At 61.3% G+C, this 21,252-nt stretch carries 24 protein-coding genes; 9 read left to right on the forward strand and 15 right to left on the reverse strand.

Going from position 1 to position 21,252, the window contains the following annotated elements:
- Positions 1-151: 151 nt before the first annotated feature.
- The 4 genes from PRJ_RS16110 to arsH are packed head-to-tail and all read left to right on the forward strand — an operon-like array spanning position 152 to position 3,018.
- Positions 152-499, forward strand: a complete 348-nt coding sequence (locus tag PRJ_RS16110; RefSeq protein WP_010953634.1) for a metalloregulator ArsR/SmtB family transcription factor — start codon at positions 152-154, stop codon at positions 497-499.
- Positions 500-520: 21 nt separating this feature from the next.
- Complete coding sequence (locus tag PRJ_RS16115) at positions 521-1,804, forward strand: arsenic transporter (RefSeq protein ID WP_070383851.1); 1,284 nt, start codon at positions 521-523, stop codon at positions 1,802-1,804.
- A gap of 28 nt (positions 1,805-1,832) precedes the next feature.
- Complete coding sequence (locus PRJ_RS16120) at positions 1,833-2,303, forward strand: arsenate reductase ArsC (protein WP_070383850.1); 471 nt, start codon at positions 1,833-1,835, stop codon at positions 2,301-2,303.
- Positions 2,304-2,316: 13 nt separating this feature from the next.
- The gene (gene arsH / locus PRJ_RS16125) at positions 2,317-3,018 is read left to right on the forward strand and encodes an arsenical resistance protein ArsH (protein ID WP_010953631.1); all 702 of its coding nucleotides are present in this window, start codon (positions 2,317-2,319) and stop codon (positions 3,016-3,018) included.
- Between the two features lie 12 nt (positions 3,019-3,030).
- On the opposite strand, the gene PRJ_RS16130 is transcribed toward arsH, so the two are convergent.
- The 12 genes from PRJ_RS16130 to PRJ_RS16185 all read right to left on the reverse strand — a co-directional run bounded on the left by PRJ_RS16130 (position 3,031) and on the right by PRJ_RS16185 (position 13,409).
- Positions 3,031-4,395, reverse strand: a complete 1,365-nt coding sequence (locus tag PRJ_RS16130; RefSeq protein ID WP_064493332.1) for a HAMP domain-containing sensor histidine kinase — start codon at positions 4,393-4,395, stop codon at positions 3,031-3,033.
- On the reverse strand, positions 4,392-5,054 hold the full coding sequence (locus PRJ_RS16135) for a response regulator (RefSeq protein WP_010953629.1): 663 nt from the start codon (positions 5,052-5,054) through the stop codon (positions 4,392-4,394). Before PRJ_RS16135 ends, PRJ_RS16130 begins: the two co-directional genes overlap by 4 nt.
- Positions 5,055-5,056: 2 nt before the next feature.
- Complete coding sequence (locus PRJ_RS16140) at positions 5,057-5,698, reverse strand: hypothetical protein (protein ID WP_104961945.1); 642 nt, start codon at positions 5,696-5,698, stop codon at positions 5,057-5,059.
- Positions 5,695-6,501 carry an SDR family oxidoreductase gene (locus tag PRJ_RS16145; RefSeq protein WP_104961946.1) on the reverse strand — a complete coding sequence of 269 codons (807 nt, stop codon included), beginning with the start codon at positions 6,499-6,501 and terminating at the stop codon, positions 5,695-5,697. Before PRJ_RS16145 ends, PRJ_RS16140 begins: the two co-directional genes overlap by 4 nt.
- Entirely contained in the window at positions 6,488-7,168 is a 681-nt protein-coding gene (locus PRJ_RS16150) for a TenA family transcriptional regulator (RefSeq protein ID WP_010953626.1), read from the reverse strand. Before PRJ_RS16150 ends, PRJ_RS16145 begins: the two co-directional genes overlap by 14 nt.
- Before the next feature lie 8 nt (positions 7,169-7,176).
- A complete protein-coding gene (locus tag PRJ_RS16155) occupies positions 7,177-8,646 on the reverse strand; it encodes an AMP-binding protein (RefSeq protein ID WP_104961947.1) in 1,470 nt (489 codons plus the stop codon).
- On the reverse strand, positions 8,636-9,316 hold the full coding sequence (locus PRJ_RS16160; protein WP_104961948.1) for a thermostable hemolysin: 681 nt from the start codon (positions 9,314-9,316) through the stop codon (positions 8,636-8,638). Before PRJ_RS16160 ends, PRJ_RS16155 begins: the two co-directional genes overlap by 11 nt.
- A 117-nt stretch (positions 9,317-9,433) precedes the next feature.
- On the reverse strand, positions 9,434-10,231 hold the full coding sequence (xth, locus tag PRJ_RS16165; RefSeq protein ID WP_104961949.1) for an exodeoxyribonuclease III: 798 nt from the start codon (positions 10,229-10,231) through the stop codon (positions 9,434-9,436).
- Entirely contained in the window at positions 10,228-10,470 is a 243-nt protein-coding gene (locus tag PRJ_RS16170; RefSeq protein ID WP_010953622.1) for a hypothetical protein, read from the reverse strand. The genes xth and PRJ_RS16170 overlap by 4 nt, the downstream gene beginning before the upstream one ends.
- A 65-nt stretch (positions 10,471-10,535) precedes the next feature.
- A complete protein-coding gene (locus tag PRJ_RS16175; RefSeq protein ID WP_003254043.1) occupies positions 10,536-10,793 on the reverse strand; it encodes a hypothetical protein in 258 nt (85 codons plus the stop codon).
- A gap of 128 nt (positions 10,794-10,921) precedes the next feature.
- Positions 10,922-12,106: a M20 aminoacylase family protein gene (locus tag PRJ_RS16180; protein WP_104961950.1), complete on the reverse strand. Its 1,185-nt coding sequence runs from the start codon at positions 12,104-12,106 to the stop codon at positions 10,922-10,924.
- A 1-nt stretch (position 12,107) separates the two neighbouring features.
- Entirely contained in the window at positions 12,108-13,409 is a 1,302-nt protein-coding gene (locus PRJ_RS16185) for an MFS transporter (protein ID WP_104961951.1), read from the reverse strand.
- 373 nt (positions 13,410-13,782) lie between these two features.
- Between PRJ_RS16185 and PRJ_RS16190 the strand changes: the two genes are divergently transcribed.
- Positions 13,783-14,913 carry a porin gene (locus tag PRJ_RS16190; protein WP_104961952.1) on the forward strand — a complete coding sequence of 377 codons (1,131 nt, stop codon included), beginning with the start codon at positions 13,783-13,785 and terminating at the stop codon, positions 14,911-14,913.
- Here the strand turns inward: PRJ_RS16190 and PRJ_RS16195 are convergent.
- On the reverse strand, positions 14,890-15,828 hold the full coding sequence (locus tag PRJ_RS16195; RefSeq protein ID WP_010953617.1) for a LysR family transcriptional regulator: 939 nt from the start codon (positions 15,826-15,828) through the stop codon (positions 14,890-14,892). The genes PRJ_RS16190 and PRJ_RS16195 overlap by 24 nt on opposite strands.
- An 86-nt stretch (positions 15,829-15,914) precedes the next feature.
- Positions 15,915-16,415 carry a peroxiredoxin gene (locus PRJ_RS16200; protein ID WP_104961953.1) on the reverse strand — a complete coding sequence of 167 codons (501 nt, stop codon included), beginning with the start codon at positions 16,413-16,415 and terminating at the stop codon, positions 15,915-15,917.
- A gap of 231 nt (positions 16,416-16,646) precedes the next feature.
- Here PRJ_RS16200 and PRJ_RS16205 point away from each other — a divergent pair, with 231 nt between their 5' ends.
- From PRJ_RS16205 to PRJ_RS16220, 4 genes are all read left to right on the forward strand, one after another.
- Positions 16,647-17,630 carry a DUF1852 domain-containing protein gene (locus PRJ_RS16205; RefSeq protein WP_104961954.1) on the forward strand — a complete coding sequence of 328 codons (984 nt, stop codon included), beginning with the start codon at positions 16,647-16,649 and terminating at the stop codon, positions 17,628-17,630.
- Between the two features lie 26 nt (positions 17,631-17,656).
- Entirely contained in the window at positions 17,657-18,691 is a 1,035-nt protein-coding gene (locus PRJ_RS16210) for a methionine synthase (protein WP_104961955.1), read from the forward strand.
- A gap of 25 nt (positions 18,692-18,716) precedes the next feature.
- Positions 18,717-19,226, forward strand: coding sequence for a flavin reductase family protein (locus tag PRJ_RS16215; RefSeq protein ID WP_104961956.1), 510 nt, complete (start codon positions 18,717-18,719; stop codon positions 19,224-19,226).
- 98 nt (positions 19,227-19,324) lie between these two features.
- Positions 19,325-20,254, forward strand: a complete 930-nt coding sequence (locus tag PRJ_RS16220) for a LysR family transcriptional regulator (RefSeq protein ID WP_104961957.1) — start codon at positions 19,325-19,327, stop codon at positions 20,252-20,254.
- Positions 20,255-20,320: 66 nt separating this feature from the next.
- Here PRJ_RS16220 and PRJ_RS16225 read toward each other — a convergent pair whose 3' ends face one another.
- Positions 20,321-21,208, reverse strand: coding sequence for a LysR family transcriptional regulator (locus PRJ_RS16225; RefSeq protein ID WP_104961958.1), 888 nt, complete (start codon positions 21,206-21,208; stop codon positions 20,321-20,323).
- Between the last annotated feature and the right edge of the window lie 44 nt (positions 21,209-21,252).

Below are 21,252 nucleotides of genomic sequence, written 5' to 3' on the forward strand. Positions count from 1 at the left end.
CATTGCCATCAGCGTCTGAAGCCTGCCAAAACCCTGCTTTTGTCGACCGAAGGGCGTGGCGATGGTGAGCTGTAAGCGCACAAGCCCAGGAAGGCTTGCTAGCACATATGGAAATACGTATATTCGCCTTTCCGTATGTACAGGCACCCCCATGATCACACCACCCGATGTCTTCAAGAGCCTCTCTGACGAAACCCGTGCTCGCGCCACTCTGCTTATCGCCAGCCTGGGCGAACTGTGCGTCTGCGAGCTGATGTGCGCGCTCAACGACAGCCAGCCCAAGATCAGTCGCCATCTGGCACAACTGCGCAGCAATGGCATGCTGCTGGACCGCCGTCAGGGCCAGTGGGTGTATTACCGCCTGAATCCGGAGCTGCCTTCCTGGGTTCACGAAATGCTTCAGGTCACCTTGCAAGCCAATTCGCAATGGCTGGCTGACAATGCCCTTCGGCTGAAGAACATGGACGGTCGCCCCGTGCGTGATTCCGTCTGCTGCTGATCATCACCAAGCGAGATTTTCATGCTGCCCGCCATTGCTGTCTTCGTGTTCACCCTCATACTGGTCATCTGGCAGCCCAAGGGGCTCGGTGTTGGCTGGAGCGCCGCGCTAGGCGCCATCATCGCCCTGGCTACAGGCGTAGTTTCCCTGCATGACATCCCTGCCGTATGGGCCATTGTCTGGAACGCCACCGCCACGTTCATCGCGGTCATCATCATCAGCTTGCTGCTGGATGAGGCGGGTTTCTTCGAATGGGCCGCTTTGCATGTGGCGCGCTGGGCTAACGGCGGCGGCTACCGCCTGTTCGCCTTCTGCGTACTGCTCGGCGCCGCTGTATCGGCGCTGTTCGCCAACGACGGTGCGGCGCTGATCCTCACCCCCATCGTCATGTCGATGCTGCTCGCGCTGCGCTTCTCGCCCGCTGCGACACTGGCCTTTGTCATGGCCGCGGGCTTCATTGCCGACACGGCAAGCCTGCCGCTGGTGGTCTCCAACCTGGTCAACATCGTCTCGGCCGACTACTTCGGCCTGGGCTTCGCCGAATACGCATCGGTGATGGTGCCGGTGAACATCGCCAGCGTGGCGGCCACCCTGCTGGTGCTATTCCTGTACTTCCGTCGTGATATCCCCAAGCAGTACGCGCTCGATGCGCTGAAGGCGCCGAGCGAGGCAATTCATGACCACGCCACCTTCAAAGTCGGTGGGTGGGTGCTGCTGGTGCTGCTTGCAGGCCTGTTCGCACTGGAACCTCTGGGCATCCCGATCAGCGCGGTGGCCGCCGTCTGTGCCGCAATCCTCTTTGCCGTGGCCGCTCGCGGTCACCGCATCTCAACCCGTCGCGTGCTGCGGGAAGCGCCGTGGCAGGTGGTGATATTTTCGCTGGGCATGTATCTGGTGGTGTACGGCCTGAAGAACGCCGGCCTTACCGACATGCTCACCCACCTGCTGGACACGCTTGCCGAGCAGGGCCTGTGGAGCGCGGCCATTGGCACCGGGTTGATTTCCGCCCTGCTGTCCTCAGTCATGAACAACATGCCCAGCGTGCTGATCGGCGCATTGTCGATCCAGGCCAGCGGTGCAGAGGGCCTGGTACGTGAGGCGATGATCTACGCCAACGTCATCGGTTGCGACCTCGGCCCGAAGATCACCCCGATCGGCAGCCTCGCCACGCTGCTTTGGCTGCATGTGCTGGCGCGTAAAGGCGTGCGCATCACCTGGGGTTACTACTTCAAGGTCGGCCTGCTGCTCACGGTACCGGTTTTGCTGATCACCCTTTCTGCTCTGGCACTGCGCCTGAGCCTCTGACGTTCGCCCCCCAGCGGAGGAGCCCTCCATGCGAGTCCTGTTCATGTGCACGGCCAACAGTTGCCGCAGCATCCTTTCCGAAGCAATGTTCAACCACCTGGCACCGCCCGGTTTCGAGGCAGTCAGCTCTGGCAGCTTCCCCAAGGGCCAGGTGTTGCCACGCAGCCTGAGCACGTTGCAGCAAGCCAATATCTCGACCAAGGGCCTGAGCAGCAAAGGTAACGATGCGTTCGAGGGCAACCCGCCTGACATCGTCATCACCGTCTGCGACAAGGCCGCGGGCGAGGCCTGCCCGGTGTATTTCGGCCCTGCGCTGAAGTCGCATTGGGGGCTGGAAGACCCGTCCGATGTCGTGGGTGACGAAGCTTCGGTCGATGCGGCGTTCCGGGCCACACTGGCCCGCATCGAATCTCGCTGCCAGGCCTTCTTCGCGCTGCCGTTCGATCACCTCGACCGCGAGCAGCTCAAGCACGCGCTGGATCGCATCGGCTCGCTTTGAACAGGAAGAAAACATGTCCGAGCAACTGCCTAACCTCGACCTCACGCTGTTCGACCTGCCGCCTTCGGCAACCCCGACCTGCGAACACAAACCTCGCATCCTGCTGCTGTACGGGTCTACCCGAGAACGCTCCTTCAGTCGCTTGCTGGTAGAAGAAGCCGCGCGTCTGCTGGAGCACTTCGGTGCCGAAACCCGCACCTTCGACCCGTCGGGCCTGCCGCTGCCTGACGATGTACCCGTAGAGCATCCCAAGGTGCAGGAGCTGCGTGAACTGGTGCAGTGGTCAGAAGGCCAGGTGTGGTGCTCGCCAGAGCGCCATGGAGCGATGTCGGCGGTGTTCAAGGCACAGATCGACTGGATTCCCTTGGCGCTGGGGGCATTGCGCCCCACCCAAGGCAAGACCCTGGCCGTGATGCAGGTGTGCGGCGGCTCGCAGTCGTTCAACGTGGTCAACCAGTTGCGCGTGCTGGGCCGCTGGATGCGGATGTTCACCATCCCGAACCAGTCTTCGGTACCCAAGGCTTATCTGGAGTTCGACGACGCCGGGCGGATGAAGCCATCGCCGTACTACGATCGCGTGGTTGATGTCATGGAGGAGCTGGTGAAGTTCACCGTCCTGCTGCGCGACCGCCAGGCATTTCTGGTCGATCGCTATTCGGAGCGCAAGGAAAGCGCCGAGCAGCTATCTGAGCGGGTCAATCAGCGATCCATCTGAAGCAAAGGTGATTCAAGACAGTGGAAACGACAAGGTAGCGGCCAGCCCGCTACCCGCTCTGTTTTCAAGGCGTACCTGCCCCCCCATACGGTCGATGATGGTCGCGACGATGGACAGCCCGAGGCCAGCACCATTTGGGCTATTTCGGCTGTAAAAGCGCTCGAATACACGGGACAGGCTCTCCTCATCGATACCCGTCCCTTCATCCTCGACGACCAGTTCGACGCTGCTGTCCAGGCGCCGCAGTAACACGGCGATGCGCCCACCAGGCGGTGAGTGTTCTACCGCGTTGGACACCAGGTTCTGTAGCGCAATGCCCAGCGCGCCGGCGTCGATCTGCAGGTGGTGGTCCCCTTCGTCGATGTCCAGCGAGGGTTCCAGGCCTCGGTCCAGTATCCATGGGGTCAGTTCAGCCAGGGTTTCGGTGACGACCTCGGCCAGGTCGATCCGGGTGCTGGCTCGCTGCCCCAGTCTTGGCTCGACGCGGGCCAAGGTCAGCAACTGGTTGACCACCCGTGTCAGCCGATCGACCCCGCCCACAAGAAAGCCCAGGGCTTTCTGGCGCTCGGCATCATTGCTGGCGGCCAGCGCGTTCTGCGCGTGCAGGCGCAATACGGCCAGAGGCGTACGCATTTCGTGGGCAGCATCGGCAATGAAGCGATGTTCACGCCGCAGCAGATCGTCGATCTGCGCCAGCAAGCGATTGATCGCGGCCTGCATGGGCTCCAGTTCAGTGGGAAGCGGTACCAGTTGCAGCGGCTCCAGCGAATCGGCATGGCGTCTTCGGATGACATTGGCCATGTTCTGCAGTGGCCGCAGCCCCCAGCCGATCGCAGCCCAGACCAGCAGTGCCAACGCCAGGCTGCCAAGCAGGAACGGGAACAGCGTGTGGCGAACGATGCGGTCGATCAGGTCGTAGCGCACATCATCACGCTCACCCACCCAGATAAGCCAGTGTTTTTCCGGCACCGGCAAAACGAAACCGCGCCATTGTTCACCGCCACTGGAAAAGTCGTAGAACCCTGGAGCAGTGGGTGGTGGGTCGATGGGTGGCGCACTGGGTGTATGCACCAGCAACGCCATGCCTTCACCCCAGACCTGGAACGCCAGCTTGCTTTCGTAAGGGTGCCCCACCTGGTGCCGCCCCGCTTTGCCCAAGGCATCGTTGAAGGCCTGATACAGCGCCTCACGCGAGCCCTCTTGTACCGGCATGCTCATGACGCCTTGCAGCAAACGCGCGTTCTGGGCCAGGTGCGCGTCATACACCTCGTTAATTTCGTGGCTGCTGTCGTGGTAGTTATAGAGCGCGAGCAAGCCGGTACCGAGTAGCAGCAAGAGCATCACGCGCCACAGCGTGCGCTGGCGAAGCGAGGTCATGCCTTGACCTCGACCAGATAGCCAATGCCGCGCACCGTGCGAATCAGGCCGTTGAACAGCTTCTTGCGCAAATGGTAGATGTTCACCTCCAGCGTGTTGCTCTCCGGCTCTTCATCCCAGCCATACAGCAGTTGAGTCAGGCGCTCACGTGTGAATACCTTGCCGGGCTGTGCCAGCAACTCATGCAACAGCACATACTCTTTGGGGGTGAGCACAACCTCGACGCCGTTGTATTGCACTTGCTGGGTGGTCGGGTCCAGGCTGACCCCGGCATGCTCGATCAGCACCTTGGCGCGCCCGACGCTGCGCCGCAGCAAGGCGCGCAGGCGTGCCTTGAGCTCATTGAGGTCGAAAGGCTTGACCAGGTAATCATCGGCGCCGGCATCCAGGCCGGCAATGCGATCATCGAGGGCATCCCGCGCGGTGAGGATCAGCACCGGCAAGCTGTCGCCGCCGGCGCGTAATCGCCTGAGTAGCTCGAGGCCATCCATGCGGGGCAATCCAAGATCCAGGATCACCAGGTCGAAGGTCTCGTGCTGCAACGCATGCAAGCCACTGACACCGTCGCGCAACCAGTCGAGGGTGTAACCCTCCTGGCGCAAGCCGTCGCAGATCCCTTCCCCCAGTGCGATGTCATCCTCAACCAGCAACAGCCGCATGTTCAGTCCTGTTTGTCCTTGATGGCCTTGAGTAAAGCATCGATATCGGCACGCCGGCCCTGGTCAGCCAACTCACGCCCCGGCCGGGGCGGTGCCTGCAAGGCTTTCTGCAGGGCGGCGGTAGCTTCAGGGTAGCGCTTTTGCCGATACAGATGATCAGCCCAGAAATAGTTGCTGTCGATACCGTTGGGGTTGATCTGCAAGGCTTTGCGCAGCATCTTGTCGGCCATCTCGGCATCACCGAAACCGATAGGCCAGCCGGGCACCTGGTCATACAGCGTGCCCAGGCTGGTGTAGGCCGAACCTTGCAGGGCGTTTGGGTCCAGCGTCATGGCCTGCTCCAGGCTGGCTTTCGCCGCCTTGACCTTGCCCAATGCACCGAGGCCACCCGTCGCCCCCGCCCAACTGCTGTTGATGATGCCCTCCCAGATCAAGGGTTCAGGTGTGCCGGGATACTGATGAACAAACGTTGCTGCATCGCCTGCCAGCTTCTCGAAGGCGTCGGCACGCTTATCCTTGGGCATTTGGTACTGAATCTGCGCCCAGCGCTGCTGCAGATCACTCAGGCGCTGGCTGCCTGCCTGGTCCAATGCCCAGGTGAAGGGTGCAAATGCCAGCAAGCTGGCAATGAACAGACGCTTCATTTGTTCGACTCCTTGGAGTGGCTGCCGATATAGCGGCGAATGACTGGCAGTTGCTTGCGCAGTGCGCGGTCGACTATGCCCGGCAACATGCCGTTGATACGCACGAAGAGCTTTTCCGGCCACCCCAGATAAAGCTCGGTGCGCTCGGATTGCACCGCCTGGAGCACAGCACGGGCGACGTCCGCAGGGTCGTCCATGCCAACTTTCAGCGCTTGATTGAGTGCAGTCGCAGCACTGCTGTTCATCGTTGTGCGGGTCGCCCGGGGGGCGGCATACAGCACGTTCACCGTGGTGTCGGCCAACTCGCGGCGCAGCGCTTGCGAAAAACCACGCAGCGCAAACTTGCTGGCGCAGTAGGTGGCGTAGCCGGGGTAGCCGATCGAGCCATAGGTCGACCCGACATTGACCACCAACGCCTTGGGCTGAGCGCGCAGCAACGGCAGGCAGGCCCGGGTCAGTTGCAGGGGAGCCTTCAGGTTGATGTCCAATAGCTCGTCCAGCGCATACTCATCCAGCTGGTCGAGCAGAGCGAAGCGATTCACGCCAGCAGCGTTGATCAGCACATTCACAGCCCCCATCTCGCGTGCCCGCTCGATGACATGTTCGCGCCCTGACGGGCTGCGCAGGTCGGCTTCCTGCCAGCGCAGACGATCAGGGTACCGGTTCATCAGGCCAGCCAGCTTGCCCATATGCCGACTGACGGCCAACACCTGGGCACCGGCAGCGCAGAGCTGTTCAGCCAATTCCAGGCCTATGCCCCCACTGGCGCCGGTGAGGATCACCACGGACTCAGCCAAACGCATGGTGCACCTCTTGCTGCCCGGCACGCGGCAAGCCCTGGAACATCTCGGTGTACAAGCGGTAGACGACCTTGGCCGCGTGGAGGACGGCCTGCTGGTCACCGGCATCGTCGAGGCGGTCCATCAACCGTTTGTAGGTCACCATGTGCTCCTGGTCGAGCGCACCGTGCGAGCTGAGGTAGCTGAACGCCTGGTCAGGCAGGGCCAATGTGTTCTGGATAACGCCCGCCGCCTGGGTGGCCAGGGCGATGCTGGTGCCTTCGAGCACGTTGACCATGCCGAACAACCCGACGGGGTTGCCACGGGCGATCAGGTCGTACAGGTAGGCGACCATCAGCTCGATGGATTGCACCGGCTGGCCATCGCGCACGGCCTCCCAGTCACCGCCGCACGCTCTGATGTCGTTGAGGATCCACTGCTCGTGGCCATATTCCTCTTCAATGTATTCGCAGACCGCGCCGCGCAGCCACTCCAGCCGCAGCGGCAATCGAGCCCCACAGGCCATCATCAGCGGCACGGTATGGCGCACGTGGTAATAGGCCTGGGTCAGAAAGGCGACGTAGCTGTCCAGGCTGACCTGGCCGGCCAGCGCTTCGCGGATCACCGGTACGGCGAACAGCGCCTGACGCTCTTGGGCGGTTTGTACTTGCAGGGTGTCGAAAAAGGACATTGTGAACCTCACAACGAGATGTTGGACAACAGGGTGTGGTAACGCTGCAAGATCGCCTCACGTCGCGGGCGGCCATTGGCAGTCAGGGTTTCGTCAAGCGTGCTCAGAGGCATTGGCAAGCGGCGCCAGGCGTGCACCCTGGCGTAATCGGGCAATCGCGCGTTGCATTGCTGTACGGCCTGTTCGATGGCCTCGTCGCTGATGCCGGGATCCAGCGGCCAGAGCAAGGCAAGGTTGCGTGGCAAGGCTTCGCCATGCACGAAAGCCTGGGCGATCACACCACTTTGGCTCAGCTCGGCTTCCACCCACTCCGGGTTGACGTTGCGCCCGAAACTGGTGATGAACTGATGCTTCTTGCGGCCATCCAGGTAGAGGTAGCCGTCCTCATCGAGGTGGCCTACATCGCCTGTTGCCCACCACTGCCCGGTTACAGGCGGCTCTCCCAGATAGCCCAGCAATGTCGAGCCGGCCACCAGGACTTCGCCATCCTCGGCGATGCGCACCTGCACATGCGGCAATGGCTTGCCGACGCTCCCAGGGCGCACAGCCCCTGTGCGGTTGAGCGCCACTACCGAGGCGCACTCGGACAAGCCGTAACCCTCGAACACCGGCAAACCGACCGCCTCGGCCCGCGCAAGCAGGCTTGGCGATACCCGAGCCCCGCCTACCGCCACCAAACGCAGAGGGCCGACCCGCATCAGCCCGCGTTCGATCGCTGTCACCAGCCCCATCAGCAGTTGCGGCACAAGGATCAGGCTCTGCGCCCCACTGAGGGCGATTGCGCCCAGCAGGCGCTTGAAATCGACCTGGCTTGCCCCTCCCATCCCCAACTGCTGCTGCGGATAGAGCTGCACACAAGCGCCAGCCATGAGCGCGGCGTAGACGCCCAGGTTTTCCAGCAAAACGCCCAGTGGCAGTACCGCCAGGTATCGCTGCGGCGCGGTTGGGCGGCTGGCGGCCTCCAGCTCATGCGCCACACGCAGCAGGGTTTCAGCGCTCAGGCACACGCCTTTGGGCGTGCCGGTGCTACCGGAGGTGTAAGTGATCTTGGCAGTGCCCTCAGGCAGCGCCGGGGCGACAACACTGTCACGCAGCCAGACGCCAGCTGGCGCCTGCCGGGAAAAGCCAAGCGCAACAAGCTGATCAGCCCACTGCGCCTCGCACACGACCGCCGTCACTCCGCTTTGCTGCAAGCAGTGCTGGAACTGGGTCGCGCTGAAAAACGGCGGCACTGTCACACTGGCGCGTTCGGCGAACAGCGCCGCCAAATCCCAGAATAGCGCTTCGGGCCCGTTATCCAGCACCACAGCGAAGGTTCCCGGTGGTTGGCTACGCAGGCAACCCGCACGGGATTCGACTTCGTCGAGCAGTTGCCGGTAGGTGTAACGCTGCGCATCGCCCTGAACGGCCACGGCGTCAGGATGCTCCACGGCGTGCTGGCGCAACAGTGCCTGAAAGGCAGTCAGTTCATGCCGCATGGCCGGTCTCCAGGACTAACATGGGAAACCCAAGCCGCTCGAACATGCCCGCCTGCTTCAGGGCATCGAAGCCAACGCCTATGTTGCCAGCAAATACCTGGGGTCGCTGGTCGTAGTAGGTCCCCCATTGGTCCACTTGGCCCTGCAAGCGCGCAGGATCCGCTGAGGCCAGCACAGTGGGCACCAGCCCCAGTCGCCGGAAACTGTTGAACAGTGTCGCGGCGCCCGTGAATGCGACCCACTCCAGACCCCGCATGGCCAGCAACCACGTCACGGCGATGATCATTATTCGAGCGCTGCCGGCGCTGAGCGAGGCCAGGTTGCCTACTTCTACCATGCAGTTGCGATCCGGTGAGGCACCGGTTACCCGTGAAACGGCCAATTCCAGAGGCTCGTCCAGATACCGCTCAAGAAACAGCGGCCCTTCGCTGGCCGGCCGCATGCCTGCCGCCGCGATCAGGCGACCGTGGCTACCCTGCAAGGCAAGCAGCTCCGGCAGGTAATGCTGCACATCCGCCTGGTGCACACTGGCAAAGCGCTGGTGTATGAAGTGCTCCAGCTCGCCGCGCCCTTGATCGCCGCTAAGGTGAAGAGAAAGATGCGCCTGATGATCGGCATGGCTACCGATGGGTAACGGAAGCAAACTGTGCCATTGATGAGACTGAATCATGAAGTTTCCCCCGCCTAGGTGCGACGGAGGGAATTATCGGGGCCGAATCTGAATGCAATCTGAAGTCGGCTACTGTCGGAGCGCCTCAGCCCGGCGCTCATTCATGTGCTGAACTGACTATGACCGAGCACGACGCGCACCCAGCTCGATCCAGACGGGCGCATGGTCGCTGGCCTTGGCCTCGTTGCGCACCCATGCATCGACACCCGCCCGTTTCAGATAAGGCGCAAGCTCGCGATTGAGCAACAGGTGATCGATTCGCAACCCGGCATTGCGGGCCCAGTGGTTACGGAAATAGTCCCAGAAGGTGTAGACACGCTCGTCCGGGTACAGATGGCGTATGGCATCGAGCCAGCCCTGGTCAAGCAGTCGTTGGTAACACGCTCGCGACTCAGGCTGCAGCAGTGCGTCCTTCAGCCAGGAACGCGGGTTATAGATGTCCATGTCGGTGGGCACGACATTGAAATCCCCTGCCAGCAGCGTGGGGTGGCCACTTTCATAGAGGCTGCGCGCATGCTGGATCAGGCATTCGAACCAGTGCAGCTTGTAATCGAACTTTGGCCCGGGCTGCGGGTTGCCGTTCGGCAGGTAGAGACAAGCGACCAACACCCCGTGTGCCGCAGCTTCCAGATAGCGGCTCTGGCTGTCCTCTTCCAGGCCGGGCAAGCCGCGGCGAACTTCGAGCGGATCGCTGCCCCGCACCAGAATGGCCACGCCGTTCCATGACGGTTGCCCATGATGAAGGCTGCCATAGCCTGCTGCCTCCAGCTCCGCGCGAGGGAATTGCTGATCGGCCGCCTTCAGCTCCTGCAGGCAGGCAATGTCGGGCTGCTCCCGCTCCAGCCAGGCCAGCAGCGCCGGCAAACGGCTGCGGATGCCATTGATGTTGAAGGTGGCAATCTTCAGCGCTTTCATGCGTCCGGGTCGCTCACATGGGCCTGCACGGCATCTTCCAGCGCGCGGATATGCGCCTCATCGGCCAGCGCCTTGAGCGCCAACCAGTCGTCCCAGTCGATGGCACCGTCGTCGCGCAGGGCCTCGGCTGTGCGAAGCAGTTCATGGTGGTAGGCATCCGGTGACGCGCGCCGGTAACTGATGTCGTCGTACTGGGCGTACCAGGCTTCAAGCTCGGCAATGGTGCGTTCGATGCTCATGAAAGCGTCCTCGCTGTCCCCTTTGCTTGTCAGAACCCGGGCACAGCGCGACGTTCAATCAGGCGTCACTGAAAGTAATGGGGATACCGTGCCATGTCGCTCTCCAGCTTGTCCGCATCCGCTGCCCTCTTGCGCACTTCGGCATAAAACAGCTGGCACTGGTTCTGAAACCTGGTGAAATCGCGGTTGGCGGTTTCAATGGCACTGCTCCGGTCGCTGCCCGCGAGGCCTTCGACAAGCCGCTGTGACGAGGTATACGCCTGCCAGCAGGCTTCAACCTGCTGCAGCCCCTTTGCAAGGTTCTCGGTGTCGATAGTCGCCATTGCAGCACCCTCTTTGGACCGAGCCTGGTCCGTCGGTGTGAATCGCCAGAGCGACGATAACGGGATGAAGCCTGTCACGACGCGCTTCGGCTGAGAGCGTAGACCATTCCAGCGCAGATGACGCAGGGTCAACGCAGATAGTCCTGAACCCACTTCACCCAACAATCAGCGCCAATTTTCACCAACGCATCATTGAAATCGTAGTGGGGGTTATGCACCGAGCACCCATGGAACTCGCCCGTGCCATTGCCCAGCATGAAGTAACAGCCAGGCCGCGCCTGCAACATGTAGGCAAAGTCTTCGGTGCCCATGACCTTCTTCGGCATCTTGTCCAGCAGCGCGCCGTCGGCGAACAACGGCCTCAGGCTGTCACGCAGCAACGTGCTTTCGTGATCGCTGTTGCACAAGGCGGGCGCCAGTTGGGTGAATTGCACATCGATCTCCACGCCATAGCTTTCTGCGTGCCCCTTGGCCAGGGCGTCAATGCGGCTGTTGATCTTCTGCTGGGTCTGGGCCGTGTCAGTGCGCACGCTCAGCAACATGCAGGCCTCGTCAGGGATGATGTTGTAGACGGTGCCGGCCTGGATCATGCCAATGCTGATCACGGCGTAGTCCTCGACGCTCAGGTTGCGCGACTTGATGGTCTGGATGCCACTGATCAGGCTGTTCAACGCCATCACCGGGTCTACCGACAGTTCCGGCATCGCACCATGCCCGCCTTTACCGGTAATCCGAATGCTGACGCGTTCGGAAGACGCCATGGTGGGCCCCGCCTGCACCACGCACGTGCCCACCGGCAGGCCGGGCATGTTATGCAGCGCATACACCGAGTCGCACGGGAAGCGCTCGAACAGGCCGTCGTCGATCATCGCCTTGGCCCCCGCCAGGCCTTCCTCGTCGGGCTGGAATATCACGTTCAACGTCCCGTTGAACTGGCGCGTAGCCGCCAGTTGCGCAGCGGCTGCCAGCAGGATCGCGGTATGCCCGTCATGGCCACAGGCATGCATGCGGCCGGGGATCTTGCTGGCATGCGCAAACGCATTCTTTTCGCCCATGGGCAGTGCGTCCATGTCTGCACGCAACCCGATGCTGCGCGGGCTGTCCCCCACTTTCAGCACGCCGACCACACCATGCCCACCCACGTTGCGATGCACTTCATAGCCCAAAGCTTGCAGCTTGTCGGCTACCAGGGCCGCCGTATCCGGGGTGTCGCCGCCAATTTCCGGCGCAGCGTGGATCTGCCGGCGCAGCATGACGAACTCATCCAGCTCGGCGGCTGAGCCCGGTGTTTGATTGCTCTGCAAAATACCCATATCACTCGCATCCTTTGTTTTCAGGGAAGTATCTGAGGCAGGCCAGGCTGACGACGCCGCCGGCCAGCAGGAAGTAGGCTGGCGCCAACGGCGTGCCCAGCGCTGCAATCAGCCAGGTGGCCACCAATGGCGAGAAACCACCGAACAGGGTCACCCCCAGGCTGTAGCTGACCGAGGTGCCGAACGAGCGCCTGGCCTTCGGGAAGCCCTCCATGATCAGCGCGAAGAACGCACCGGCACCGATACAGGTCGGCAAGATCAGGATCGCCACGCCCATCATGGCCAGGCCCATGTGCTGCACTTGCCCGAGCAGATAGAACACGGGCAGGGTCAACACCACCGGCGCGGCGACGGTCCACACCAGCAGGCGTTTTCTGAGCTGATACTTGTCGGCGAATTTGCCGGCCAACGGGCAGATGACGGCCATGCAACCGCTACTGATGCAGGCAATCGCCATCGCGCTGCCGGGTGGATAATGCAAGGCGGTGGTCAGGTAGGTCGGCATGTAGAACACGAACAGGTACATGCCAATGGTCGAGCTGGCCATCAGGCCGATGCCTTGGGCGATGCGTTTGAGCAGTTCGGCATCCAGCCCCCGCTCTGCCTTCTGCGCCGGTGCGGCCTCATGGGTTTCCGGCAACCGCGTGCGTATGTACCAACCGACCGGCCCGATCAGCAGGCCGAAGATGAACGGTATGCGCCATCCCCAGCTTTCCAGCGCGGAAGGGTCGAGCAACTGGCTGAGGGCCAGGCCAAAGCCGGCCCCCACCAAGGCGGCATAGCCCTGGCTGGCGGCCTGCCAGCTGACGCTCTGGCAGCGATTGCCGACCGCACTGGATTCCATCAGGAACACCGACGCGGTACCGACCTCCCCGCCTGCCGACATGCCCTGGATGAGCCGGCCGGTCACCAGCAGCAAGGTGGCGAAAATCCCGATCTGTGAATACGTGGGCGCAAAGGCAATCATTGCGGTGCCCAGGGTCATCAGCCCGATGGTCAGGCTCAAAGCGGCCTTGCGTCCATGCCGGTCAGCATAGCGGCCGATGACCATCGCCCCGACCGGGCGCATCAGGAAACCGACGCCAAAGGTGGCCAGCGACATCAACAACGACGCCATGGCCGAGTCGGAGGGGAAGAAGTGCTTGCCGATCAGTACAGCGAAGAAGCTGTAGATCGTGAAGTCGTACATTTCCAGCGCATTGCCCAACGAGCAGGCGACCAAGGTTTTACGGGAGGACGATACCTGCGCGGCTGAATGCCCACCTTTTTGCAGGCTCGGCGATGTGGGTAGCGGTCTGATCATTGTTGTCTCCGTTGGCAAATCGCGGCGTGCAGCGAATATCAGCCAATCGGGCACCCAATACACTTGCAGTTTCGGTATAGGGATAACCAATGAGCAATTTGCCGGCGCGATCGTTGGCCAAATTGCCCTGAGCTGGCGCACAGTCCGCCCTCGCTTCGCGCGCGGCCCCAATAACGCCCACAGATCAGCATCCGTAGCGCAGCGTTGGCGCGGGTACGAAGCCTGTCTAACGCGGATGCGCTCGCCAATCCACACGCCGCGCCAGCCCCTGATTAACCAAACGGCATGACCTGACCGAATAAGCAATCACGCTGCAACGTTCTGTTCACCGACGCTAAAGCCACCACATCACCGTGCTGGCCTGGAGTCGTGAATGAACACTCGCATTACGTCGTTGCTGTTGATGATCCAAGGGGCTTGCCTTGCTGCGCAGGCACAGGCAGAGGGTTTTCCGACGCTCGCGCGGATTGCGCCGGGTTTTGGTTATTACGGGCTGGATTACGGCTTCGATGACACGCTCAAGGTGTACGGCACCGTGGATGCATTCGCCAGCTATCACGACTCACAGCACCACTCGGGTTTCAGGCTGGCCGGTGGCGGCGCCTGGACCAACAAGCTCGGGCTGTACGCACGCAAGGCGCTTGACCCCGATACCGTCGTGGAGCTTGACGTCGAGGAGGGTTTCAACCTCAATGGCGAGGCCCTGGAGGGCACCTGGGACACTGTCGGTACCCTGCGCCTGGCGACAGTCGCCCTGCGCTCGCGCACCCTGGGCAAGCTCGAGTTCGGCAAGACCTACGGCATGGCCACGCCCACCTACGCCGACCCGTTCCTGGCCACCTATGGCTCGCCCTACACTTACCTGGCCCTGCCTGCCGCCGGCAAGGGCGCCTTTTACCTTGACCTGCGCCCCAAGCACACCCTGGCCTACACCAGCCCGACCTTCAGCGACTTCAGCCTCGGTACCGCGCTGAGCTTTGGCTTCGACGATGCCGCCAGCGCTGGGCGCACCGTGCGTGGCGGTGGCGCCCGGCTGCAATACCGCAACAGCCGGGTGATGTTGCTGGCCTCCTACAACCGGTACTACAGCGACCCATGGGACGACGGTGGTGTCTCACGCCAGACCGCCAACGACTTCAAGAGCCTGTCGGCGTTCTACGATTTCGGCCCGCTGGCCACCAGCCTCACCTGGCAACGTCAGGACGTGGACCAGGCCGGCACGCCCAGCACCACGCTCTACACCTTCGGCATGATGGCGCCGGTGGGCGAGCTGGACGTGCTGCGCCTGGCAGTGATGCAACGCCAGGTCAGCGCCCGCGACAAGGACGCGTGGGGAGTGATGATCGGCTATGACCACTTCATCAACCCCCGCTGGGCCCTTTATGGACGCCTTGGCATGATCGCCAACCAGCGCGCCTCGTCGGTCACCTACGCCGGCACCCCGGTGGATCAGGCGGGCGATAACCCAAGCAACGTCTCGCTAGGCATGTACTACCACTTCTGACCCCACGGGGCGGGTCTGCTTGAGCACCTGCCCGCGCAAGCTGTGGAACAGCTCCTGGGCAGGCGCCGTGAGGCTGTGGCGGTCAATGCAGACCAGGTTGATGGGGTAATCCGGAATCAACTCCTGCACCGCCATGGCGACGAACTCGCAATCGATTCCGTAGGTAAACCCTTGGTCCACCGCCAGTTCGCTGATGGTCATCAACGATTCCGTGTTCTTCAACAGCTTCAGCGCCATCATCACTGAAGTGCATTCAACGGTGTTCTGTGGCACCCGAAGGCCGTTGGCCTCGAACAGTTGGTGAAACTGCGAAGCCTGGTCGGACAACTCGTCCAGGCTGATCCAGGGGGCGTATTGCAAGGTGCGCAGTGACTGGCTGAACTTCTGCCGATTCGAGGCGTGGCAAATCACCCTGCCCTTGATACTGCCCAGTGCCTCCCAGTCCAGGCTCAGCCGACTCAGCGGTTGCTGCGAAGTAATGGCAAAGTCCAGGCTGCCATCGCGCAAGCGCTGCAGGATCTGGCTGGGACGCAGGTCGGTGATGGTGATCTTCACCCGCGGGTACTTGCGCCGAAAGGCCAGGATACTTTCATCGACGCCATCGAGCATCGCCGTCAACGACGTCACCCCGATCGACACGGCGCCCAGCGCCGCATCCTGAATGCTCGCCGCTTCGATCTGCAGGCGGCGTATGCTCTCTACCACGAGGTTGGCATGGCGGATGACACGCTTGCCTTCCTCGGTAAGGGCCATGCCTTTGTGCGACCGCTGCAACAGGGTAAACCCCACCTCCCGCTCCAGCTCCTTGATCGAACGGCTCAGCGCGGGCTGAGTAATGTGCATGAGCTTGGAGGCTTCGAGGATGCTGCCTGCGTTATGAATGGCGACCAGCGCCCTGAGTTGGTGAAGTTTCAACCGTCTGTACCTTGTTGTTAGCGGCCGGTTCGAAAGGTGTTCTGGCAGCCCTGACCGCCGTTGTCGGCAAGGCCTGAAAGGTATGGCTAGCGCAACACAGCCAGCAGGCTGGCCGCATCGCTGACCTCGAACTTGCCGGGGCTTTCAACCGCAATGTACTGGACTACCTGGTCGTCGACCAACATCGCATACCGCTGCGAGCGCCGCCCCAAACCGCGTGCCGAAAGGTCCTGGGTCAGGCCCAGCGCCTCGCTGAATTCGCCATTGCCATCGCCGATCATCTTGACCGCATCCCCGACCTGCAAGCTGTTGCCCCAGGCGTTCATGACAAAGGCATCGTTCACCGAGACGCACAGGATTTCGTCAATGCCAGCCGCGAACAACGCAGGGGCCGCCGCGACATAACCGGGAACGTGACGTTCAGAACAAGTCGGCGTGAACGCGCCCGGCAACGCGAAGATCAGCACCTTCTTGTGCTTGCAACGCTCGCGAATGGAAAAGGCCATTGGGCCGATCGCGCAGGCGCCTGCATCGTTGTTGTATTGATAAAGGGTAACGTCGGGCAATTGATCGCCGGTTTTGATCATCGCTGTCTCCTGGGTGAGGTGAAGGCCAGGCAGCCATGATGCCGCAGTCGACCAGGCAACGCATCATGAGCAGGGCTAAAAAACCTGTGAAATAACTTCAATATCATTCATGCAGCGCCCCACCTAGGATACGCCTCAATCAAACACATCAAGATTACGCTGTGAACGACTCAGCCTACGCAACTGACCAGCACTGGATCGCTCACACTCAGGCACCTGGAAGCCGTTACCATGGATAAAGCGCCAACATTCACCGTCAAGCGCATTGCGTTCGACGAACATTATCTCCCTGCCGAAAATACCCGCATCACGACCAACTTCGCCAATTTGGCACGGGGTGCAAACCGCCAGCAAAACCTGCGCAATACCTTGACGATGATCAATAACCGTTTCAATGCGCTGGCGCACTGGGACAACCCCGAACATGATCGCTACCGCGTAGAGCTGGACATCATATCGGTGGAAATGAACCTTGAAAACGCGCAGCACGGCAACGCCCTGCCGCTGATCGAAATATTAAAAACCTATATTGTCGACCGCAAGAACAATACTCGCCTCGAAGGCATGGCAGGCAACAACTTCTCCTCGTACGTGCGCGATTACGACTTCAGCGTACTGTTACTGGAGCATAACAAGCATCGGTCCACCTTCAGCACACCCGATCATTTCGGCGAGCTGCATGGCAACCTGTTCAAGTGCTTCGTCAACTCGCAAACCTACCAGGAGCATTTCAGCAAACCACCGGTTATCTGCCTGAGCGTATCGAGCAGCAGGACTTACCTGCGCACCGAAAATCAGCACCCTGTGCTAGGTGTTGAATACCAGCAGGATGAATACTCGCTGACAGATGAATACTTCAAGAAAATGGGCTTGAAGGTGCGCTATTTCATGCCGCCGAACAGCGTCGCCCCGCTGGCGTTTTATTTTGCCGGTGACTTGCTCGCTGACTACACCGACCTTGAGCTGATCAGCACCATCAGCACCATGGACACCTTCCAGAAGATCTACCGCCCCGAGATCTACAACGCCAATTCTCCTGCAGGCAAGGCCTACCAGCCCAGCCTCAAGAACCAGGACTACTCGCTCACGCGCATTGTCTACGACCGGGAAGAGCGCAGCCGCCTGGCAATCGAGCAGGGCAAATTTGCCGAGGAGCAATTTGTCAAACCCTACCAGGCCACGCTGGCGCAATGGTCCGCTCAATACGCACGTTGAACATTCAAAGCACAAGGTCACTGTTCATGAACACATTGCTACCCACCTCCACGGCCGGCAGCCTGCCTAAACCCGCCTGGCTTGCTCAACCCGAAACACTTTGGTCACCGTGGAAGTTGCAAGACGAGCAACTGATCGAAGGCAAACAGGATGCCTTGCGCCTGGCCTTGCAAGAACAACAACACGCCGGTATCGACATCGTCAGTGACGGCGAACAAACCCGCCAGCACTTTGTCACCACGTTTATCGAGCACCTCAGCGGCGTTGATTTCGAACAACGGAAAACCGTCAGAATCCGTGATCGCTACGATGCGAGCGTACCGACGGTGGTGGGTGCTGTCGCTCGACAAAAACCGGTGTTTGTCGAAGATGCCAAATTCTTGCGCCAGCACACCACACAGCCGATAAAGTGGGCGCTGCCCGGCCCCATGACCATGATCGACACACTGTATGACAACCACTACAAAAGCCGCGAGAAACTGGCCTGGGAATTCGCCAAGATTCTCAACCAGGAAGCCAGAGAACTGGAAGCCGCGGGCGTGGACATCATTCAGTTCGACGAACCGGCATTCAATGTTTTCTTTGACGACGTGAATGACTGGGGCGTGGCTACCCTGGAAAGGGCCATCGAAGGCCTCAAGTGCGAAACGGCCGTCCATATTTGCTATGGCTATGGCATCAAGGCCAACACCGACTGGAAAAAGACCCTCGGTTCAGAATGGCGGCAATATGAACAGGCCTTCCCCAAACTGCAGCAGTCCAGCATCGATATCATTTCGCTGGAATGCCATAACTCCCATGTTCCGATGGACCTGCTTGAGCTGATTCGCGGAAAGAAAGTCATGGTCGGCGCCATCGATGTGGCCACCCATGTCATTGAAACACCCGAACAGGTCGCCGCCACCCTGCGCAAGGCACTGCAATTCGTCGATGCCGACAAGCTCTACCCTTGCACCAACTGCGGCATGGCGCCCCTGCCCCGCCAGGTAGCCAGCGGCAAGCTCAAGGCCTTGAGTGCAGGCGCAGCCATCGTCCGTCAGGAACTCGCTAACGCACGCTGAAATGAATGCAGCCACAGGACCTATCATGTTGCTTTCCGGTACGGCGATCGAGCCGTCGACTTTTCGCCAGGCACTCGGGCACTACGCATCCGGCATCACGGTGATTACATCGCACCATGAAGGTGAGCCGATCGGCTTCACCTGCCAGTCGTTCTACAGCGTGTCGATGAGCCCGCCGCTGGTGTCATTCAGTGTGATGTCCAGCTCGGCCAGCTACCCGAAAATCCGCCAGGCTGGGCGCTTCACGGTCAACATCCTGTCAGGTGAGCAGGTCGGCATTTCCAACCAGTTTGCCCGGCGCGGCGCCAACAAGTGGCAGGGCGTCGAATGGCAAGCATCGCCGTTGGGCAACCCGATCATTGCCGGCAGCCTGCACTGGCTTGATTGCGAAATTCACGCCGAACATGCCGCCGGGGACCACCTGATCGTGATTGGCGAAGTCAAAGCATTGAACCTGCAGGCAACTGCTGCCACGCAGCCACTGCTGTATTTCAAGGGGCAGTACTGCAACCTCGCCGCGCCTCACGCGGCTTGAGCCTCACCCCACTCACGGAAAACCCATCAAAGGAATTGTCAGGATCACGCAGCAGTGAAGAAAACCCGCCATTACTGCGTTGATCCGCCATTTTACTCATGATCGATTTACGCCACCTGCGAACCCTCCACGCGCTGCGTGAAACCGACAGCCTGCACGAGGCCGCCGAGCGCCTGCACCTGACACAATCAGCCCTGTCGCACCAGTTCCGCGACATGGAAGAGCGCATCGGCATGCCACTGTTCGTGCGCAAATCCAGGCCGGTGCGCTTCACCAGCGCGGGGCTGAAGCTGCTGCAGCTGGCCGATCAGGTGCTGCCTCAGATCCGCAATACCGAACGGGACCTGGGCAAACTGGCCGGCGGCTGCGCCGGACGGTTGCACATCGCCATCGAGTGCCACAGCTGCTACCAGTGGCTGATGCCTTCAGTGGATGAGTTCCGCGGCGCCTGGCCTGAGGTGGAACTGGACCTCGCCTCGGGTTTTTCCTTCGCGCCACTGCCAGCCCTGGAGCGCGGCGACCTGGACCTGGTGGTGACCTCCGACCCGGTGACACTGCCGGGTATCAGCTACGTGCCGTTGTTCAGCTACGAGGCACTGCTGGCCATCGACAACCACCACGCCATGCGCCACAAGCCGTACCTGGAGCCCGCCGATATCGCCAGCCAGACCCTGATCACCTACCCGATCGAACGCACCCGCCTGGACATCTTCACCCGCTTCCTCGACCCCGCCGACGTCGAGCCCGCACAGGTACGTACTTCGGAACTGACCGTGATGATGATGCAACTGGTTGCGTCCGGGCGCGGCGTCTGCTGCCTGCCCAACTGGGCCGTGCACGAATACAGTTCGCGCGGCTATGTAACCGCCAAGCGCCTTGGCGAACACGGCCTGCAGGCAAACCTCTATGCTGCGCTGCGCAGTGACATGCTGGAGGTGCCGTACGTGCGTGATTTTCTGCTCACGGCCAAGGACATCTCGTTCACCACGCTGGCAGGTGTCAGCGTGCCTTCAGGCCCGGTTCTCTGAAAGCCGGGCGTGCGTTTGCGAACCTCAGTGCCGGCCATGGCGCGCCATGCCCCTACGGCCAACGAATCAGCCAGCCTTCGTCAACTGCACTTGCAGAAACGCCATCAGTGCCCCCGCCACAGGTGACAAGCTGCGCCCTTTGCGGGTGAGCATGCCGATATGCCGCTCTACCCTGGGCTCCTCAAGGGGTACGAACGCCAGTTTGTCGTTCTCCTGCGGAAAAGCGAGGTACGGCAAGGTACTGATCCCTACCCCCTCCTCCAGCATGGCGATCAACGAAATCATGTTGGAAATGAACAGCCGGCTATCGGCCAGCAAACCCTCGGCCTCGGTACCCGCCAGCAATTGCGAGGTACCGTTGCGGATCATCGGCACGCCCAGCAACTGCGCCCAATGCAGCCGCCCGCCCGCCTGCGCCAGCGGGTGGTCGCTGCGGCACACCACGCCAACCTGATCATTCACGATGGGGGCGAATTCGAGCTGGTCATCGTCCACCCACAGGCTGCTGATGCCGAAATCCACCTGCCCTTGAGCGAGCAACTGCTGCACACGTTCGGCCGTGCCGTCCTGAATGCTGACCTGCACATTGGGGTGCGCGGCCACAAAGCGGGCCAGCGGCCCTGGCAGCATTCGGCTGGCCACAGAAGGCACGGTGGCGATGCTGACCTGGCCGATTTCATGCCGGGCAAACAGCATGGCTTCACGCGCAATACGGTCATGGTGCTCGATCAAGCCACGAAACAACGGGAGGCAATGCTCGCCATATGGCGTCAGCTCTACCCGGCCACCGCCCTTTTCGACCAGTGCCTGCCCCAGCTTCTGCTCCAGTTCACGCAGGGCCAGGGATATCGCAGGCTGGGTGCGAAAGGCCTGGCGGGCGGCCGCGTGGAAACTCTTGAGTTCGGCGACCAGTACGAAGTAACGCAACTGGGCGATTTTCAGCTCGGGCAACATGGTTAGCATTCCTTATCAAAGCATTTTTTTTATTAATTTTTATT

It is taken from the genome of Pseudomonas sp. XWY-1 (assembly GCF_002953115.1).
GTDB lineage: Bacteria > Pseudomonadota > Gammaproteobacteria > Pseudomonadales > Pseudomonadaceae > Aquipseudomonas > Aquipseudomonas alloputida.

Coding starts and splice junctions, on each gene's coding strand:
- PRJ_RS16110 (WP_010953634.1), top strand. CDS start 152: ATGATCACACCACCCGATGTCTTCAAGAGCCTCTCTGACGAAACCCGT.
- PRJ_RS16115 (WP_070383851.1), top strand. CDS start 521: ATGCTGCCCGCCATTGCTGTCTTCGTGTTCACCCTCATACTGGTCATC.
- PRJ_RS16120 (WP_070383850.1), top strand. CDS start 1,833: ATGCGAGTCCTGTTCATGTGCACGGCCAACAGTTGCCGCAGCATCCTT.
- arsH (WP_010953631.1), top strand. CDS start 2,317: ATGTCCGAGCAACTGCCTAACCTCGACCTCACGCTGTTCGACCTGCCG.
- PRJ_RS16130 (WP_064493332.1), bottom strand. CDS start 4,395: ATGACCTCGCTTCGCCAGCGCACGCTGTGGCGCGTGATGCTCTTGCTG.
- PRJ_RS16135 (WP_010953629.1), bottom strand. CDS start 5,054: ATGCGGCTGTTGCTGGTTGAGGATGACATCGCACTGGGGGAAGGGATC.
- PRJ_RS16140 (WP_104961945.1), bottom strand. CDS start 5,698: ATGAAGCGTCTGTTCATTGCCAGCTTGCTGGCATTTGCACCCTTCACC.
- PRJ_RS16145 (WP_104961946.1), bottom strand. CDS start 6,501: ATGCGTTTGGCTGAGTCCGTGGTGATCCTCACCGGCGCCAGTGGGGGC.
- PRJ_RS16150 (WP_010953626.1), bottom strand. CDS start 7,168: ATGTCCTTTTTCGACACCCTGCAAGTACAAACCGCCCAAGAGCGTCAG.
- PRJ_RS16155 (WP_104961947.1), bottom strand. CDS start 8,646: ATGCGGCATGAACTGACTGCCTTTCAGGCACTGTTGCGCCAGCACGCC.
- PRJ_RS16160 (WP_104961948.1), bottom strand. CDS start 9,316: ATGATTCAGTCTCATCAATGGCACAGTTTGCTTCCGTTACCCATCGGT.
- xth (WP_104961949.1), bottom strand. CDS start 10,231: ATGAAAGCGCTGAAGATTGCCACCTTCAACATCAATGGCATCCGCAGC.
- PRJ_RS16170 (WP_010953622.1), bottom strand. CDS start 10,470: ATGAGCATCGAACGCACCATTGCCGAGCTTGAAGCCTGGTACGCCCAG.
- PRJ_RS16175 (WP_003254043.1), bottom strand. CDS start 10,793: ATGGCGACTATCGACACCGAGAACCTTGCAAAGGGGCTGCAGCAGGTT.
- PRJ_RS16180 (WP_104961950.1), bottom strand. CDS start 12,106: ATGGGTATTTTGCAGAGCAATCAAACACCGGGCTCAGCCGCCGAGCTG.
- PRJ_RS16185 (WP_104961951.1), bottom strand. CDS start 13,409: ATGATCAGACCGCTACCCACATCGCCGAGCCTGCAAAAAGGTGGGCAT.
- PRJ_RS16190 (WP_104961952.1), top strand. CDS start 13,783: ATGAACACTCGCATTACGTCGTTGCTGTTGATGATCCAAGGGGCTTGC.
- PRJ_RS16200 (WP_104961953.1), bottom strand. CDS start 16,415: ATGATCAAAACCGGCGATCAATTGCCCGACGTTACCCTTTATCAATAC.
- PRJ_RS16205 (WP_104961954.1), top strand. CDS start 16,647: ATGGATAAAGCGCCAACATTCACCGTCAAGCGCATTGCGTTCGACGAA.
- PRJ_RS16210 (WP_104961955.1), top strand. CDS start 17,657: ATGAACACATTGCTACCCACCTCCACGGCCGGCAGCCTGCCTAAACCC.
- PRJ_RS16215 (WP_104961956.1), top strand. CDS start 18,717: ATGTTGCTTTCCGGTACGGCGATCGAGCCGTCGACTTTTCGCCAGGCA.
- PRJ_RS16220 (WP_104961957.1), top strand. CDS start 19,325: ATGATCGATTTACGCCACCTGCGAACCCTCCACGCGCTGCGTGAAACC.
- PRJ_RS16225 (WP_104961958.1), bottom strand. CDS start 21,208: ATGTTGCCCGAGCTGAAAATCGCCCAGTTGCGTTACTTCGTACTGGTC.